Below are 17,554 nucleotides of genomic sequence, written 5' to 3' on the forward strand. Positions count from 1 at the left end.
CCATGCTCAAACCCATTCTGTTGGTCGAAGACAACCCCCGCGATCTGGAGCTGACCCTTCTGGCGCTCGAACGCAGCCAGTTGGCCAACGAAGTCATCATCATGCGCGATGGCGCCGACGCGCTGGACTATCTGCTGCGCCAGGGTGCCCACGCCCAGCGTGACGACGGCAACCCGGCGGTGCTGCTGCTGGACCTCAAGCTGCCCAAGGTCGATGGTCTGGAAGTGCTCAAGGTGGTGCGCGACACACCTGAGCTGCGCAGCATCCCGACGGTCATGCTGACCTCCTCGCGGGAAGAGCCGGACCTGCAACGCGCCTATGAACTGGGCGTCAACGCCTATGTGGTCAAGCCGGTGGAGTTCAAGGAATTCGTCACGGCGATCTCCGACCTGGGCGTCTTCTGGGCCGTTCTCAATGAACCTCCGCCCGGTTCGCTGCGTCTGAATCGTAGACGTAACCTGTGACGGAGCGGCGATGTCCGAAGCCCCGCTGAAACTGCTGATCGTCGAAGACAGCGCCATGGATGCCGAGCTGACCCTGCTGCGCCTGGAGCGCAGCGGCATCAGGATCGATGCGCGGCATGTATTCGACCACGTCGGTGCCGAGCATGCCCTGAACGAAGGCAGCTTCGACCTGATCCTCTGTGATTGCGTGCTGCCCGGCTCCTCCGGCACCCATGTGCTGGCCATCGCCCAGCGCCTGACACCCGACACGCCGTTCATCTTCCTTTCCGGCATCTATGGCGAAGAGCACGCGGTGGAGATGATCCGCCTCGGCGCCACCGACTACGTGCTGAAGAAGAACCTTCCGCTGCTGCCCAAGGCCGTGCGCCGCGCCCTCACCGAAGTCCAGGAGCGCCAGCGCCGCCGGCGCGCCGAGGAGGCGCTGGCGGATGTCGAAGCCCGTGCCCGCATTGCCATCGACGCCGCCGGCATGGGTACCTGGGACTTGCGCCCGGAGGATGGTCTGCTGCTCTGGGATGACCGTTGCAAGACCCTGTTCGGCCTCCGGCCGGACACCGAGATGAGCATGGAGCTCTTCTACGCCGGCATCTATCCCGACGACCTCGCCCTGGTTCGCGACGGCGTTCAGCGTGCGATGGATCCCCAGGGCGACGGGCGCTATCGCGTCGAGTTCCGCATCGCCCAGCCCGATGGCCTGGAACCACGCTGGCTGCTCAGCAGTGGCCAGGCGCAGTTCGTCGATGGACGCTGCCTGCGTTTCTCCGGTGTGCTGCAGGACATCCACCAGCAGCGCAAGGCAACCCAGGCACTGGAACAGCTCAACGAGATGCTGGGCGAGCGGGTCGAGCGCCGTACCCGTGAGCGCGACCGGTCCTGGGATCTATCCCAGGACCTGCTGGCCGTGCTCAACAGCGACCTCACCCCGGTCGCACTGAACCCGGCCTGGGAAGCCGCACTGGGCTTCCCGCGCCAGACGCTGTCGCGCCTGTCGCTGCTGCAACTGCTGCCCGAGCAGGACCAGGAGTCATTCCTGACGGAACTCGCGGCGCTTGCCCATGGCGGGACCAGCGCCCGCTTCGATGGTCGTATCCGTCACGCCAGCGGACGCCAGCGCTGGCTGTCATGGGTGGTGGTACCGGAAGATACGCTGCTCTACGTGGTTGCCCGCGACATCACCAGCGAGCGCGAAGCGGCGCTGGATCTGGCCGAGGCCAACACCCGGCTGCGCGAGCAGATCGCCGAGCGTGAGCGCATCGAAGCCGCGTTGCAGCAGATGCAGCGCCTGGAAGCGGTGGGCCAGCTCACCGCCGGTGTCGCCCATGACTTCAACAATCTGCTGACGGTGATCCTCAGCGGCGCCACCTTCCTCGAACGGGACCTGGCCAAAGGTGACTACGAGAAAGCCCGCCAGCGCCTGCAGCACATCCGCGAAGCCGGCGAGCGCGGCGCCAAGCTCACCGCGCAGATGCTCGCATTCTCCCGCCGACAGCGACTGGAGCCGGTACCCCTGAACCTGAACGACACGCTGACGGGGCTGGAGGAACTCCTGCGTCGATCCCTGGGTGGCAATATCTCGGTGCGTCTGGAGCTCGACGACAACCTCTGGCAGGCGCTGACCGACCCGACCCAGACCGAGATGATCATCCTCAACCTCGCGATCAACGCCCGTGACGCCATGCCCGGTGGTGGTCAACTGGTCCTGTCCACCTGCAACACGCGTATCCAGCAGCCACCCAGCTGTCCCGAACATCCCGAACCGGGCGACTACGTAATGCTGTCGATCCGCGACAGCGGCTGTGGCATGGATGAAGAAGTGCTGGGTAAGGTCTTCGAGCCATTCTTCACCACCAAGGACATCGGCAAAGGCTCGGGGCTGGGACTGGCGCAGGTGTTCGGCTTCGCCAAGCAGTCCGGCGGCGGCGTGCACATCGACAGCGAGCCGGGCCGGGGCACGCAGGTCGACGTCTTCCTGCCTGCCGTCGACCATCCACTTGCCAGAGAGGCCGTCCAGACGGAAATGGTCCAGGGACTGGCCGGCAGTGGTCGCGACCGCAACATCCTGCTGGTCGACGATGACGACCTCGTCCGCGAACTGCTGGGCGACGCCCTGCGCCTCTACGGATACCGCGTCCGTCAGGCGAGCAGCGGGCAGCAGGCACTGGCAATGCTTGACGGAGACGTCGACCTGCTGCTCACCGACTTCGCCATGCCCGAGCTCAACGGCGCTCAGATGGCGCGCATGGCCCGCGAGCGCTTCCCCTACCTGCCCGTGGTGTTCCTCACCGGCTACGCCGAGCTGCAGGGGCTGGAACTACCCGGCAGCGTGGTGATCCAGAAGCCGGTGCAGCACGAGGAATTGGCACGCTCCCTGGGTGAACTGCTGGGCAGCGACTGAATAGCAAGATTGTTCAAGCCAGGCGATGCGTTTCTCTGCCACGCTGAAGGCACTTATCTGCCTGCAAGAAACGCTCATGTCCCACGATCAGCTTCCCTCACGCGCCTTCCTCAGGGGCGCCATCGACATCATGCCGCTATCACTCGCGGTCCTGCCCTGGGGCCTGCTGGCCGGCTCCCTGGCGATCGACGCCGGTCTCTCGCCGCTGCACGGACAGGGCCTGTCCGCCATCGTCTTCGCCGGTGCGGCGCAGCTGGTGGCGATCGGCATGCTCAAGGGCGGTGCCGGGTTCTTCTCGATCATGGTCACCACCCTGCTGCTGACTTCGCAGCACCTGCTCTACGGGATGACCATGCGCCCGGTGATTTCCCCGCTGCCGGGGCGCTGGCGCGCCGGGCTGGGTTTTCTGCTCACCGACGAGCTGTTCGCCCTCACCAGCAGCCACGACAAGCAGACCTTCAACCGCTGGTACGCCCTGGGCGTGGGCCTGACGTTCTATATCGCCTGGAACCTGTTCACCCTCGCCGGCGTGCTGATCGGCACCAGCATTCCCGGCCTTGAGCACCTGGGGCTGGACTTCTCCATCGCCGCCACCTTCGTCGCCTTGATCGTGCCGGTGGTGAAGAACATCCCCACCGTGGTCTGCGTCGCCGTCTCGCTGTTCTGCTCGGTGCTGCTCAGCTACCTGCACGTCGGCTCGGCGCTGGTGCTGTCCGGGCTGGCGGGGATGTTCGCCGGCTTCCTCTGCCAGAAATTCTCGGGGGTGCGCGCATGATGGCCTGGGCAGTGATCGTCGGCATGGGGCTGATCGTGTTCTTCAACCGCTACGTGTTCCTCGAGCCACGCCTGCCGATCCGCCTGGGCAGCAACGTGCGGCAGTTCCTCGGCTTCGCGGTGCCGGGGATGCTCACGGCGATCTGCGGGCCCATCGTGTTCCTTCCCGAGCACCAGTTGAACCTGCGCCTGGACAACCCCTACCTGCTCGGGGCCATCGTCGCCGTGGCGCTGGTGCTGTGGACGCGCAACGTACTGCTCAGCGTGCTCCTCAGCATGGGCGCGTTCTACCTGCTGCGCTGGTGGCTGTAGCGCCGGCACCAACGGCTCCAAAAAAAGCCCCGGCACATGGCCGGGGCTTTTTTCATTCAGGCAACAGCACGCCTCACGGAGTGGCGATTTCACCACGCTGCCACTGCTCCTCGCGGCTGGCCAGGCCCTGGCCGATGTCGCTGAGCGAATCGGACTTCAGCTGTGCCGGCAGCGGGTCGAGGCCCACGCTGGCGAACACCTGGCCGTACGCGTTGCGCAGCTCGGCATACGCCAGGTCGCGCTGCAGGTCGGCCTGCAGGTTGTTCAACTCGCCCTGGATCAGCTCCAGTTCGCCGATGCCCTGGGCCTGGTGGCGGTTGCGCAGTTCCTGGGTGATCTGGCCGTCGAGGCTGGCCAGCTCTTCGCTGGTCTGGAACTGCCGGCGCGCTTCCTGGTAGTTCGCCTGGGCAACATAGAGTTGCGCCAGAACCGCCATGGACAGCGCCTGGCGACGGGCCGCGGCGACGTCTTCGCCGGCCTTGGCGACCTTGATCGCGGCCGGGGCGGAAATCACGTTGAACAGGTTCCAGGTGACCTTGACGCCATAGTCCGCCCAGCTCTGGTTCACCAGGTAGGAGTTGCTGTCGTAGTGCCCGCCCGCGGAGAACTCCAGGCCCGGCAGCAGGCGCAGCATGGCCTTCTTGGTTTCGGCCGCGCTGATGCGGCTCTGGTAGTCCTGCTCGCGAAGTTCCGGACGCGACGCCAGCGCCTCGCGCTCCAGGCTGTCCATGCTCACCTTCAGCTCCGGCAGCGGGTAGCCGTCGGCCGGCATCGCCAGCTTCAGGTCGGTGCCCGGCGGCAGGTTGATCAGGGTGGCCAGCTCGGTCTTGGCCAGCGACAGCGCCTTGCGCTGCACTTCCAGCTGGCGCGTGGCTTCGATCAGCGAACGTTGATAGCTCATCGCCTGGACCGGGTCGCCGATGCGCTGGCTACCGAGGTTCTGGCTGTCCTTGCGCGCCTGCTCGACGCGTGCGGTGAGGCCATCGATGCGGCCGAGCAGACGCTCGGCGGCCACCGCCCGCCAGTACGCCGAGCGCACATCCTGGACGATGGTCTGGCGTACCTTGCGGCGGCGCTCATCGAGGATCAGGCGCTGGTCGGCCTGCTGCTTGGCGCTGACGTAGCTGACGCCGAAGTCGAGCACGTTCCACACCATGGTCAGGTCGGCGACGTCGCGGTCGCGGTCCTGCGAGGTGGACGGTTCCAGGGATTGCTGGTTGGTCAGCACGCTCTTGCTGGACGAGGCGCTGACGTTGTTGCGCCCGGCATAGCCGGCTTCCAGCGCCATGCGCGGCAGCATGTCGAAGGTCGCCAGGTCAACCTGGCGGCTGGCCAGCGCCTGCTCCATGACCTTCAGGCGGCCTTCGAGGTTGTACTTGATGGCACGGGCCAATGCATCGTTGAGCGTCAGCGGGCCGTTGAGCGGCTCCTGAGCGCGGAACATGCCGGCCAGGTCGTCGCGCGCACGCTGCTCGCTGTCCGCCCGGCTGATCGGGTCGCTGGTCACGGCGCAGCCGCTGATGGCCAGCGCCAGCAAGCTGACACTGAGGAATCGGAATTGCTTGTTCATTGTGATGGAGCCGCCCCCTGTACGGCTTCTTGTGATTGTCCGCCCCGTTACCTTCAGCTTGCCGACCGTTCCTGGCCGAGCTCACCGAAAGCCCGCGCCAGGTCGGCGACCTGTCGCTGCTCACGCTGGTTCATTTCCTGCAATTGCTGGCCGAGGCCCGTGCCGGCGAAGACGCCGCTCAGGCCACCGCCAATGTCCCCATGCCGCTGGCCGAAGGCCGACAGCGCCTGCTCATCGCCCTCGCGAGCCTCTCCGAAGATTGCCCCCAGGGTGCTCGTGCCGAAGACACCACCATCGCCGCCACCGAAACCAAGGAAGCCGTGACCGCTGCCATCGCCGAAGGCACTGTTGCTGTTGTTCGAGAAGATCAGTGCAAGTTGGGTCTGGCTCGGACCTTCACGGAACACACCGCTCAACACCGTCTGTGCCGAGCCGCGGTTGCTGCTGTCGAGCAAAGGCGCATTGCCCAGGGCGATCGTCCCCGTCGCTGTAAGGTTCGGAGGATTGCCGGCGGGCTCGAAAGTGGTGGTGAACGGCATGGGCTGCGGACGGCCCGAGTCGACCAGGAACTGAGGATCACCCACCAGCGCACTGGTGTTGATCGCGTAGTTGCCGGACAGGGTCAGCCCCACGCCCGTGTTCCCTACCGCGTCGGTGTATCCGAGATTGTTCAGCGTGATCACATTGCTCCCCGCCCGCACGTTGGATGCCGGGGTCAGGGTTACGGTCCAGGTGAGGCCGCCATCCGTGCTGTTCAGGTTTGAAAGCGTCGCGTTGGTTGCACTCAGATCGGACAGATCCAGGCCAATGACCGCCCTGGTGAAGGTGAGGGTCACCTGAGTGGATTGCCCTACCGCCAGACTCGGTTGGGCGACCACAATGGTCGCTGTCGGACGAGTCGTGTCGATGGCGTAGGCGTTCGAAAGCGTGATTCCATTGCCTGCATTACCGGCGGCGCTGACCACGCTGCTGTTGTCCAGGCTGATGTGATTACCGGCGGCGGTCACGTTGCTGTCGGGTGTGAAGGTTGCCGTCCAGGTGACGCCACCATCGTGACTGCTGACGGCGCTCAAGGTACCGCCTTCCACCTTCAGGTTGGCATTACTGAAGCCAGTCACCGCTTCGCTGAACGTGATGGTCACCTGCGAGCTTTGTCCGGCCTTGAGGACCGAATCGGCGACCACGACGCTGGCGCTCGGCACCCTGGTCTCGACGCTGTAGTTGGCCGACTCGGTGACACCTGTTCCGCTGTTGCCGGCAAGGTCGGAGTAGCGGGTGTTGTCCAGGCTGATGACGTTGTTCAGGCTGTTGATTTCGGCGGTCGGGGTGAAGGTCGCGGTCCAGGTCTTGCCGCCGTCGCTGCTGCTGACCGCGCTCAGGGTACCGCTGCTCACCACAAGGTCGGCGTTGCTGAAGCCGATGACCTTCTCGCTGAAGGTGATGGTCACCAGGGAGGTTTCACCGGCCTTGAGCTCCGGATCAGCCAGCACGATGCTGGCAGTCGGACGGTCGTTATCGATTGAATAGTTGTTCGAAATGGCAATACCGGCTCCCGCGTTACCTGCCGTGTCGGAAACCAGTGCGGTATCGAGCACGATCAGGTTGGTCGGATCAGTGATCGTCGCGGTGGGCGTCAGGGTTGCGGTCCAGGTCATGCCACCGTCGCTGCTGGCCAGGTTGGACAGCACGCCGTTGGCGACGCTGAGGTCGGCCAGGCTGAAACCGCTCACCACCTCACTGAACGCAATGGTCACGGTGGTGGTCTGGCCGATACCCAGGTTGGGATTGGCCACCGTAATGGTCGCTGTCGGTCGCTGGGTGTCGATCGCGTAGTTGTTGGATGTGGTCGTGCCGCTGCCGGCATTGCCCGAGGCGTTCTGCACACCACTGTTGTCCAGGGTGATGAGGTTGGTGGTATCGGTGACGTTCACCGACGGCGTGAAGGTCGCGGTCCAGGTCACGCCACCGTCGCTGCTGCTCACCGCACTGAGGGTGCCCTGCTCCACCGTCAGGTCGGCGTTGGTGAAACCACTGACCGCCTCGCTGAAGGTGATGATCACCTGCGAAGTGGCGCCGGCATTCAAGGTCGGGCTGGACACCACGATGGTCGCCGTTGGGCGCACCGTGTCGATGGTGAAGTTCGCCGAATTGGTCACGCCGACACCGGTGTTGCCGGCCAGGTCGGCATAGCCGGTGTTGTTCAGGGTGATCACGTTGCTGGTGTCGCGAACGTTGGTATTCGGGGTGTAGGTCGCCGTCCAGGTGATCCCGCCATCGCTGGAACTGAGCGTGCCGAGCGTGCCGTTGGGCACGCTCAGGTCGGTGTTGTCGAGACCGGTCACCGCCTCGCTGAAGGTGATGGTCACGGTGGTGCTCTCGCCAGCCGACAGCATTGCGTCGCCTACCACGATGGTCGCTGTGGGCCGGATGCTGTCCACGGCATAGGCATTCGAGTTGGTGGCGCCTGAACCCGCGTTACCGGCAATGTCCGTGACGCCGGTGTTATCCAGACGGACATGGTTGTTGCCCGCGTTCACGCCCAGCGCCGGCGTCAGGGTGGCAGTCCAGGTGATGTTGTCGCTGGTGGTCAGGTTGCTCAGGGTACCGTTGTCGACCGTCAGGTCGGCCAGGCTGAAACCGGTCACCGCCTCGCTGAAGGTGATGGTCACCTGCGAACTGCCGCCAATGCCCAGTTGGTTGTCCGCCACCACGATGGTCGCCGTCGGCCGCTGGGTATCGATCACGTAGTTGTTGGACGTGCTCAGGCCCGTGCCGGCGTTACCCGAGGAGACCGCGTTGACGCCGCTGTTGTCCAGGGTGATGTGGTTGGCCGCGTTGCTGATGTTGCCGGCCGGGGTGAAGGTCGCCGTCCAGGTGATGCCACCATCGGCACTGCTAACCGCGCTGAGGGTACCGCCCACCACCGTCAGGTCGGCGTTGGTAAAGCCGGACACCGCCTGGCTGAAGGTGATGGTCACCTGGGAGGTGTCGCCGATCTTCAGTGCCGGGTTGGCCACCACGATGGTCGCGGTGGGACGCACGGTGTCGATGGTGTAGTTCACCGAACTGGTGGTACCGGTACCGTTGTTGCCGGCGATATCGGTCACTCCGGTATTGGCCAGGGTGATGACGTTGGTCCCGCTGCTGGTGTTGGCATTCGGGGTGAAGGTCGCGGTCCAGGTGATACCGCCGTCGCTGCTGCTCAGGTTGCTCAGGGTGCCGTTGCCGGCGTTGAGGTCACCCACGGTGAAGCCGGCCACCGCTTCGCTGAAGGTGATGGTCACCTGCGAGGTTTCACCGGCACTCAGGGTTGGGTCCGACATGACGATAGTGGCGGTCGGACGCTGGGTGTCGATGGCGTAGTTGTTCGATACGCTGGTGCCGGTCCCGGCGTTGCCGGCGGTGTCGGTGTAGCCGGTGTTGTTCAGGGTGATGACGTTGCTGGCGCTGGTGATATTCCCGGTCGGAGTGAAGGTGGCGGTCCAGGTGACGCCACCATCGCTACTGCTCACCGCACTCAGCGTACCGCCCGATACCGTCAGGTCGCCGTTGGCGAAGCCGGTCACCGCCTCGCTGAAGGTGATGGTCACCTGCGCGGTCTGGCCGATGATCAGCGAGCTCCTGTCCATGACCACGGTCGCGGTGGGCCGAACGCCATCGATGGCATAGTTGTTGGACGTGGTGGTGCCGCTACCGGCGTTGCCGGCCCCGTCGGCAACGCCCGTGTTGTCCAGAATGACGTGGTTGCTGGCGCTGTCGATACCCGCGGTCGGGGTGAAGGTGGCAGTCCAGGTGACGCCACCGTCGCTGCTGCTCACGGTACTCAGGGTGCCGTTGCTCACCGTCAGGTCATCGTTGGTGAAGCCGCTCACCGCTTCGCTGAAGGTGATGGTCACCAGCGACGTCTGGCCGATGCCGATGTTCGGGTTGGCGAACACGATGGTCGCGGTCGGCCGCTGGGTGTCGACCGCGTAGGTGTTGGAGCTGGTGGTGCCGGTACCGGCGTTGCCCACCAGGTCGTTGACCCCGGAGTTGGTCAGGGTGATGACATCGCCGCTGTGGGTGACGCCGTTGGTCGGGGTCAGGATCGCGGTCCAGGTGATGTTGTCGCTGGTGGTCAGGTTGCTCAGGGTACCGTTGGACGCCGTCAGATCGGCCAGGGAGAAACCGGTCACCGCCTCGCTGAAGGTGATGGTCACCAGGCTGCTGCCGCCGATGTTCAACGAGGTGTTGCTGACCGCGATCGTTGCAGTCGGCCGCTGGGTATCGACGGCGTAGAGGTTGGACAGGGCCACGCCGGCGCCGGTGTTGCCCGAGGCATCGGTGTAGAGGCTGTTGTCCAGGATGATGATGTTGCCATTACTGGTATTGCCGGCGTTCGGCGTCAGGGTCGCGGTCCAGTGGATGTTGTCACTGGTGCTCAGGTTGCTCAGGGTGCCGTTGGACGCCGACATGTCGGCCAGGCTGAAACCGGTGACCGCCTCGCTGAAGGTGATGTTCACCGTCGAGGTGTTGTTGGTGGTCAGCGTGGCGCTGGCAACCGTGATGGTCGCGGTTGGCCGCACGGTATCGACCGAGTAGTTGTTGGACGTGGTGGTACCGCTGCCCGCCGTGCCGGTCGAGGCGCTGTTGACGCCGGTGTTGTCCAGGGTGATGACGTTACTGGCACTGGTGACGCTTGAGTTTGGCGTGAAGGTCGCGGTCCAGGTAGTGCCGCCATCGCTGGAACTCACGGCGCTCAGGGTGCCGTTGGAGACCGTCAGATCGGCGTTGGTGAAGCCTGTCACCGCCTGGTTGAAGGTGATGGTCACCAGCGAGGAGCTGCCGATGTGCTGGGTCGTGTTGCTGACCACGATGGTCGCGGTCGGTGCCGGATTGTAGGCGGTGTTCAGGAAACCACCGTCGTTGTAGATGCCATCCACCGACGACGGGCTGCTCGCCGCAACACCCCCAGGTCCGTTACCCCCGACACCGCTGGCCGCCTTGTTGTTGCCGTTGCTCAGTGCCGTAAAGTTGGCTGCGGTGATCAGCAGGTTGCCCCGGTTCCAGATCGCCCCGACGCCCTTGCCGCCCGCGCCACCCGGATCGGAAGACGCCCCCGGACCACTGCCCCCGCCGCCACCGCCACCACCACCGGCCGCGACGTTGTTAGAGATGACCGAGGTACCGACGATCGTCAGGGTGCCTGTAGTGCCGTTATAAATACCGCCGCTGGCTGCGGCACCGGCACGTCCGGTGCTGTCCCAGCCGGAACCGCCACCGCCACCGCCGATGGAAAGAGTGCCGTTGTTCGCCGTACCACCATTGCCGCCATTGCTATAGCCGAAAGCGCCCTGACCGCCTGCACCGCCGAGGTTGCTGCCGCCGCGGCCGCCCATGACGGAAGGGTTGTAGCCACCGCCGTTGCCGCCGGTGTTGGCCGTACCCGACTTGCCAGCGTAGTAGCCCTGGCCGTTACCGGCGTCACCGCCGCGGCCACCGGCCTGACCGCCAAGGGCACCGCCACCGCCCCCCGCACCGCCCACGGTTCCCCCGCGCACACCACCGCCTCCGCCGCCGCCAGACGCGGCGTTGCCGGTAACCGTAACGTTGTTCAGGGTCAGGTTGCCCAAGTTGACGATGCCGCCGCCCAAGGATGCGGCGGCATCCGAACCGGCATTGGCGCCCTGACCAACGGCCAGCCCCTTGGTGATAACCAGCCCGTCGAGGGTCGCTGTGACCCCGGCATTGACCTTCAGCACCTGGGTCTTGTACTGCCCACTCAGGGTCACATCGGCGACCCCGTCGTTGTTCAGGTCGCCATCGACGGTGAGGCTCTTGGTAATGACCAGTTGCGAATTCAGGTTCACCGTCATGGCGGAGCCGAAGGTGACGATGTCCCCGGCCACCGAATCGCTCAGCGCCTGGCGCAGGCTGCCCGCCCCGGTGTCGTTACCGTTGGTCACGGTGATGGTCGCCAGCCCATACTGGTAGGCCCCCATGGAACTTGCAGACAGGACGTTGTAGCTCTCGATGCTGCCGGTGGCGATTTCCAGGGTCCAGTCACCCCCCAGCCCGGTACGATTGTTCGACGCGGCGATATCGCGACCGGTGTACTGCGCCAGAGAGTCGACAAAGCTTGCTCCACGCTCGCCTTCGGCGGTGTAGCAGGCATAGATGAGGATGTCGCCGCCGGCGCGCATGTCCTTGCCGATGGTCGCCAGCACGTCGCTGCGCGCGGCGATGTTGTCGGCCGACAGGTAGCTGTTGCCTAACCACAGGTCGCCAGCGTTGCCGTGGGCGATGATCTGTACCGAGCTCATGCCCTGATGCTGGTCGAGGTAATCGGCGATCTGCTGCAAACCATCACGAGTGGCATCCAGGCGCACGACCTGGGTGCCCGGCGCCACGTTGGCCAGCAAAGCATCGGCATCCTTTACTCGCGAATCGACGAACAGCACGGCGCCGCCGTGGTTGTCCGCCTGACCACCGTCGCTGTTCTGTCGCGCGTCTGCGGTGGCGGGCGTCGCGCTGGCCGCGTCCTTGCTCGTCTGGGAGCCCTGCGCGGCGTTGTCCTTGCTGACCGCCACTTCCTTCGCCGCGCTGTCGGCGCTGGCGTGGGAATTATCGGCAACGGTGGCAGCCACCGCGCCGTCGAACATCATGCGCGGTTCCAGCGCCATGATCAGCGTCGGTTGTGCGATCCGGGTTTCCTGCGGGCGGCGCACGACATCGCCGAACACGCGCTTGATCCACTGCATGCAATGCACCTCTTGGCTCCGCGGGGCTGCCTGCCGCCACGGTTATTCTTGTCAGTTGTTCTTGATGCGAATCACATTGGCCGCGCTGGCGCTGCCGTCTTCCCAGAAAGAGAGCTTGCTGTACTGCTCGAACAGGTCCGGCGGCAGCAGCGTGCGTCGCTCGCGCAACGCCACCTGCGGGCGCACCCGGTGCAGACCGCTGACACCCAGGGCGGCATCGAAGTCCGGCGCGTCATAGGCGAGGTTGTCGAAATCGTGATCGAACCAGGGCTCGTCGATGAACTGGTAGACCAGGCGCATGACCTTCTCCGGGCTCTGCACCAGCAGGTCGTAATCGATCACCAGCAGCGAATCGGCCTGTTCGCCGTAATACGCCTCCTTGAGCGCATTCCAGGCGAAACCGACCAGGCGGTTGCCCTGGGCCAGCGTCTCGACACGGCTATAGACGGTGTTCCGCTCGTTGGCGTCGGCGAACAACTTGGTGTTCTCAAAGGGATTGGCGCGGAAGAGTTTTTCCAGGCTGTCCATCACCCAGGCGACGTTGCGTACGCAGGCGATGACCTTGCTCTGCGGGAACAGCTCGCGCAGGGCCGGCAGGTTGGCGCACCAGAGGCGGTTGGTGTCGAACACCACGGACTTCTCGTGCTGGTCGGCGTAATAGGAGTCGAACAACCCGCGCAGCAGGCGGCGGCGCTGCTCGGCGCTGATCAGGGGAGCAAACTCGCTGCCGGCACTGCACTGTTCACGAACGCCGGTGAACAGGCCGCCGACGGGGCTGGACATGCCCGCATGGAAGCGTGGGTTTTGCAAGAGGATGGCTGCCAGCAGCGTACTGCCCGACCTCGGCAAACCCGATATGAAGTGAAAGTTCTGCATCCCTGCTCAACGACTCATGGCACTTTGCAATTGGCGAATGCTATTCCTTCCCGGAAATTTCGTACAGATTTTTCAGATGACAATTGGAATGCGCCGCAGCCCGCGTGAAACCTGGACTGCGGCATGGCCCGAGATAGACGACTCCGCGTGTCCCAGCCCCTAGAAACCGCTCTCGCGAATGCCCAGCGCCGCGATACGCCGCAGCATGCCACCCAGCAGCGACTCCCTTTGCCCGCGCAGGCTGACCACACCGCGAATTGCCTGGGCGGGCGCCGGACTGTCGGCCAGCAACTCGAGGCGCACGCCGTACTGGGCATGTTCGGGAACCGCGCGCTGTTCGGCATCGCGACGCACCGCCAGCGGCCCCCCCATATCGGAGGCAAGCAGGGGCAGTGCCAGGACCGCACTGCTGGTGGCATCCAGCTCGCTCAGGCGTACCGGCACGGCTGGCAGACCGGGGTCTTCGGCGACGAAGCGACCCTCGCTGCCCGGCACCAGGCGTTCCAGCGACTGCTGCTCGACATAGCCGCGCAACTTCGGCCGCTGCTGGCCAACCAGGCGCAACAACACCTGATCCGGCGCAAGCCAGGCACCTGCCTGCAAGCTACGGTCGAGATCGCGCACCACACCGTCCTGCGGCGCACGCAGTTGCAGACGCTCGCGCTCGGCCGCCAGCCCTCGGTAGTCCGCCAGTTGTTGGGCCAGTTGGCTTTCCAGCACACCTGCGTCAGCCACCAGCAGCGGGGTGGCCCGGGTGCGGGCAATCTGTAGTTGCAGTGCGCGCAGTTGCAACCCGGCGATCCGCAACCGCGCCTCGATATCCGGAGAAGCCAGATCCAGCAGCGGCTCGCCTACCCTGACCGCCTGCCCCTCCGCGACCAGCACGCGAGTCACCTGCGCAGCCACCGGGGTGTGTACCTCACTGACCTGGGAAGCCTCCAGAACGGCGGGCACCTCCACAGACGCGCGCCATGGCACCAGCATGACCAGGCCGACCAGCGCCAGCCCCACCAAGGTCAGCAGGCTCCTGCGCGGCTGCGCATACTCGCGGTGCTGCCACCAGAACTTCACTTCACGCCAGATCGGCAAGGCGATGAACCAGCCCAGTTCCACCAGCATCAGGAAGATGCCCAGCACCTTGAAGAACAGGTGGTAGACCGCCAATGCGATGCCGAAGAACAGCAGCGCACGCCAGACCCACGAGGCATATCCCCAGGCCAGCAGACGCAGGCGCAAGGCCGGCGGCAAGGGCTCGGGCATCGGCGCGCCGTAGCCAAACAGGGCCTCGCGCAGTCGCCAGCGGCACAGGGCGAAGGCACGGCCCTGGAGATTGTCCACGCCCAGCAGGTCACTCAGCAGGAAATAGCCATCGAAGCGCATGAAGGGATTGAGGTTGATCGCCACCGTGGTCAGCCAGGTCGCGCTGGCGAGCAGGAAGGCCGCCGTGCGCAGGGGCCCGTCGTCGAGCAGTGACCAGACCAGCAGCGCCACGCAGGCCAGGAGCATTTCCGCCATCACCCCGCCGGCGCCGATCAGCAGGCGGCTGCGGCGATCCTTGACGCGCCAGGCATCGGACACGTCGGTGTAGAACATCGGCAGCAGCACCACGACGGCAATGCCCATGCTGTGCACCCGGCAACCGGCGCGCTTGGCCATGTAGGCATGCCCCAGCTCGTGGCAGAACTTGGCGAACCACAGGGCGATGCCGAACGCGGCGGCGCCGGACCAACTGAAGAGATAGGAGAAGCTGCCGATGAAGCGGTCCCAGTCACGGGCCATCAGGAACAGTCCCAGCACCAGCACGGCCGGCAGTCCGTAGCGCAGCAACGCACCACCATGGCGAGCCAGCCAGGGCCAGGTGCGATTGAGGAAAGGATCCGGTCGCCACAGCGGAATGCGGAAGAACAGGTACTGGTGCAGCACCTTCTGCCACAGGCTCTCGCGATGCGCATGGGTCTTGTGCAGGTAGCAGTCGCGCTGCTCCGGGTCGCTGGCGGCGATCAGGTCATGCTCACGGAGAAAACGCAGGAGCTGCGCCAGATCGTCCTCACCCAGGGCGCGGCCGGCTCCCTGGTTGGCGGCCCTCAGCACCGCCAGAGGCGCACCCAGTGCCCATTGCCGCAACAAGCGCACAGCGGCCTCGCCCAGCTTGAAATAGCGGCCGCGCAACGGATCGTTGAGCACCCATTGGGCCGCACCATCGAAGGTGGGCGCAGCCTCGGACAACTGCAGGTCGTCACGCAGCGCAGGCAGGTTCAAGCTCACAACCCCAGGGTCTGGCGCAGGGCCGTCAGTGGCCGGCGCAGCAGGTAGTAGCCTAGCGGCGCACGGTCACCGTAGAGCTTGGCGGTACCGCGCAGGCCGATGCGCGGAGGCGCTTCGTCAAAACCGGCGACCAGGCGATACGCCAGGCCTCCGCCCGGCACCGGTTCGGCTTCGTAGCCAATGCGCTGCAAGCGCGCGGGCACCGAGGTCAGCGGCTGGTTATCGAGGAACAGCGCCACGTCGGCGTCGCTGTCCAGTTGCATCACGCTGCCGGTGGGCAGCTCGATACGCAGCTCGGCGCTGTTCGGGTCGGCGATCTCCATCAGCCGCTCGCCGGTACGCACCGGCTTGCCCGTCCAGCGCTCGGCGTCGGCGAATACCGCCACGCCGCTCTGTTCGGCGCGTACTTCGCTGCGTTGCAGCAGCTCCAGGGCGTAATCACGCTCGGCGCGTTTCTGTTCGACGCGGGCAGCCAGCAGGTCCAGGCGCGCGGCGGATTCGGCGTCCTGGAAGGCACGCTGGCTGTTGGCCTTGAGCTCCGCCTCGGCCACCGCCAGGGCGCGCTCGGCGACATCGGCCTGGGCCTTGAGGGTCGTGGCGTCGAAGCGCACCAGCAGATCGCCGCGTTGCACCGGCTGGTTCGGCCGCACCACCACCTGGGCGATCACCCCGTCCAACGGGGCAGCGATCACCCGCCCTCCCTTGGGGACCACCTCGGCAGGTGCCAGCGCCGACTGACGAATCGGCACCAGCAACAACAGGCCCAATGCCCCCAGCACCACGGCCAGGCGCTTCTTCGGCCAGCGCAGGCGCCATGGCAGACGCGGCTGCAGGGCCTGCCAGGCATGGGAATAGGTATCGCCCAGTTCGGTGAGCAGGGCCTTCTCGGCCACCGCCCAGGGTTGCTCGCGGGCCAGCCAGAGGCCGCCGAAACGCACGCCGGCGCGGTCCCGCAGGGGCAGCCAGAACACCTGCGGCAGACTCATCTCCTGTTGATCCAGGCGGGTCTGCTCACCCAGCAGGCTGCAGTCGGCCACACCGGGCTGCTCCAGCGCGTCCTTGCCGTCCAACTCGACACAAGCCCTCTCGATGAAGGCCACGAAAGGCGCGTGCGGCTCGACCACACTGACACCGGTCAGTGCATGGACCTTGCCGGCAATCACCAGCGCTGCATGGCGATAGCCGAACAGCGCCTGGCCGTCGTTGACCATGGCAAAGCTCAGGCGCTCCAGGCTATCGGCCGCACGGGCCTGGCGCTGCAGGCCAAGGAACTGGGCGAAGGCGCGCTCGACGGCCCCACCGGCGGCCGCGTTCATGGTGTATCCGCGAAACGTGCAGTGCCGCTCATCCCGGCGACCAGCCCCGTCGTGGGCGGTACGCTGGCGATCAGCAGCAGGGTCTGGCTGGCCTCATCGATGCGTGCGCCGAGGCGTTTGACTTCCACCTGCAGCGGCTGGCCGGTTTCGTCCGGGGTGAAACTGAAGTGCTCGCCCGGCTTGAGCTTCGACAACCAGCGCGACGGTACGAGGAGGCGGATTTCCAGGCTGCGGTTGTCGACGATCTCCAGCAGGGGGTTACCGCTGGCGACACTCTCGAAGGGCTGCGCCTTGCGCTGCACCACCTGGCCATCGTAGGGCGCCTGCACACCACAACGGCGCACCTGCACCTGGTAGACCTGAGCCTGTGCCTGCGCTTCGGCCTGCTTGGCCTCCGCCAGGGCGACTTCATACCGCCCCACGGAATTGAGCGCGGCCAGCTGGCGGTTATGGGAAAGCTCCTCAGACGCTGCACGTACGCCGGCCTGGGCCGCGTTGAGCTGGGCCTGGTAGGCGGAACAGTCGAAGCGCACCAGGACATCGCCCTTCTTGAAGGACTGCCCCTCGGCAAAGGGCATCTCGAGAATCCGCCCGGCCAGTTCGCTCGACAGCATCGCCTGCTCACGGGCGTGCAATACGCCGCGCACGTCCCGGCTGCCGCCTGCGTCCCCCACAGTGACCGGCAACAAAGGATCAGGCACCGGCTCGGCCGCCTGTGCGCCAACCGCCAGGGCCAGCATTCCCGAGATTCCCAACACGACCTGCCTGCGCATCCTTCGCCCTCCGCGACACGAAGCGCGAAGTCTATGTGAGCGCCAAGCCGTAGGAAATATCCGCAGAGC

General features: G+C 65.6%; 10 protein-coding genes. 4 read left to right on the forward strand and 6 right to left on the reverse strand.

Annotation, left to right across the window (positions count from 1 at the left end):
- Positions 1–2: 2 nt before the first annotated feature.
- From AC1ZV1_RS17845 to AC1ZV1_RS17860, 4 genes are all read left to right on the forward strand, one after another.
- Entirely contained in the window at positions 3–464 is a 462-nt protein-coding gene (locus tag AC1ZV1_RS17845) for a response regulator (RefSeq protein ID WP_484292889.1), read from the forward strand.
- Between the two features lie 10 nt (positions 465–474).
- A complete protein-coding gene (locus AC1ZV1_RS17850; RefSeq protein ID WP_484292890.1) occupies positions 475–2,859 on the forward strand; it encodes a hybrid sensor histidine kinase/response regulator in 2,385 nt (794 codons plus the stop codon).
- 76 nt (positions 2,860–2,935) lie between these two features.
- Entirely contained in the window at positions 2,936–3,634 is a 699-nt protein-coding gene (locus AC1ZV1_RS17855; protein WP_484292891.1) for an AzlC family ABC transporter permease, read from the forward strand.
- The gene (locus AC1ZV1_RS17860; protein WP_484292892.1) at positions 3,631–3,945 is read left to right on the forward strand and encodes an AzlD domain-containing protein; all 315 of its coding nucleotides are present in this window, start codon (positions 3,631–3,633) and stop codon (positions 3,943–3,945) included. Before AC1ZV1_RS17855 ends, AC1ZV1_RS17860 begins: the two co-directional genes overlap by 4 nt.
- Before the next feature lie 73 nt (positions 3,946–4,018).
- Here the strand turns inward: AC1ZV1_RS17860 and AC1ZV1_RS17865 are convergent, their stop codons facing one another.
- The 6 genes from AC1ZV1_RS17865 to AC1ZV1_RS17890 form a co-directional block, all read right to left on the reverse strand.
- Positions 4,019–5,515 (reverse strand): TolC family protein, encoded by a 1,497-nt coding sequence (locus AC1ZV1_RS17865; RefSeq protein WP_484292893.1) that lies wholly within the window; start codon positions 5,513–5,515, stop codon positions 4,019–4,021.
- Positions 5,516–5,568: 53 nt separating this feature from the next.
- Complete coding sequence (locus AC1ZV1_RS17870; protein WP_484297585.1) at positions 5,569–12,159, reverse strand: Ig-like domain-containing protein; 6,591 nt, start codon at positions 12,157–12,159, stop codon at positions 5,569–5,571.
- Positions 12,160–12,306: 147 nt separating this feature from the next.
- Positions 12,307–13,131, reverse strand: coding sequence for a sulfotransferase family protein (locus AC1ZV1_RS17875; protein ID WP_484292894.1), 825 nt, complete (start codon positions 13,129–13,131; stop codon positions 12,307–12,309).
- 159 nt (positions 13,132–13,290) lie between these two features.
- On the reverse strand, positions 13,291–15,390 hold the full coding sequence (locus AC1ZV1_RS17880) for a site-2 protease family protein (RefSeq protein ID WP_484292895.1): 2,100 nt from the start codon (positions 15,388–15,390) through the stop codon (positions 13,291–13,293).
- A 2-nt stretch (positions 15,391–15,392) separates the two neighbouring features.
- Complete coding sequence (locus tag AC1ZV1_RS17885; RefSeq protein ID WP_484292896.1) at positions 15,393–16,712, reverse strand: efflux RND transporter periplasmic adaptor subunit; 1,320 nt, start codon at positions 16,710–16,712, stop codon at positions 15,393–15,395.
- Positions 16,709–17,452 carry an efflux RND transporter periplasmic adaptor subunit gene (locus AC1ZV1_RS17890; protein ID WP_484292897.1) on the reverse strand — a complete coding sequence of 248 codons (744 nt, stop codon included), beginning with the start codon at positions 17,450–17,452 and terminating at the stop codon, positions 16,709–16,711. The genes AC1ZV1_RS17885 and AC1ZV1_RS17890 overlap by 4 nt, the downstream gene beginning before the upstream one ends.
- Positions 17,453–17,554: the final 102 nt, after the last annotated feature.

The sequence above is a fragment of the Pseudomonas sp. BB438 genome, from assembly GCF_057180225.1.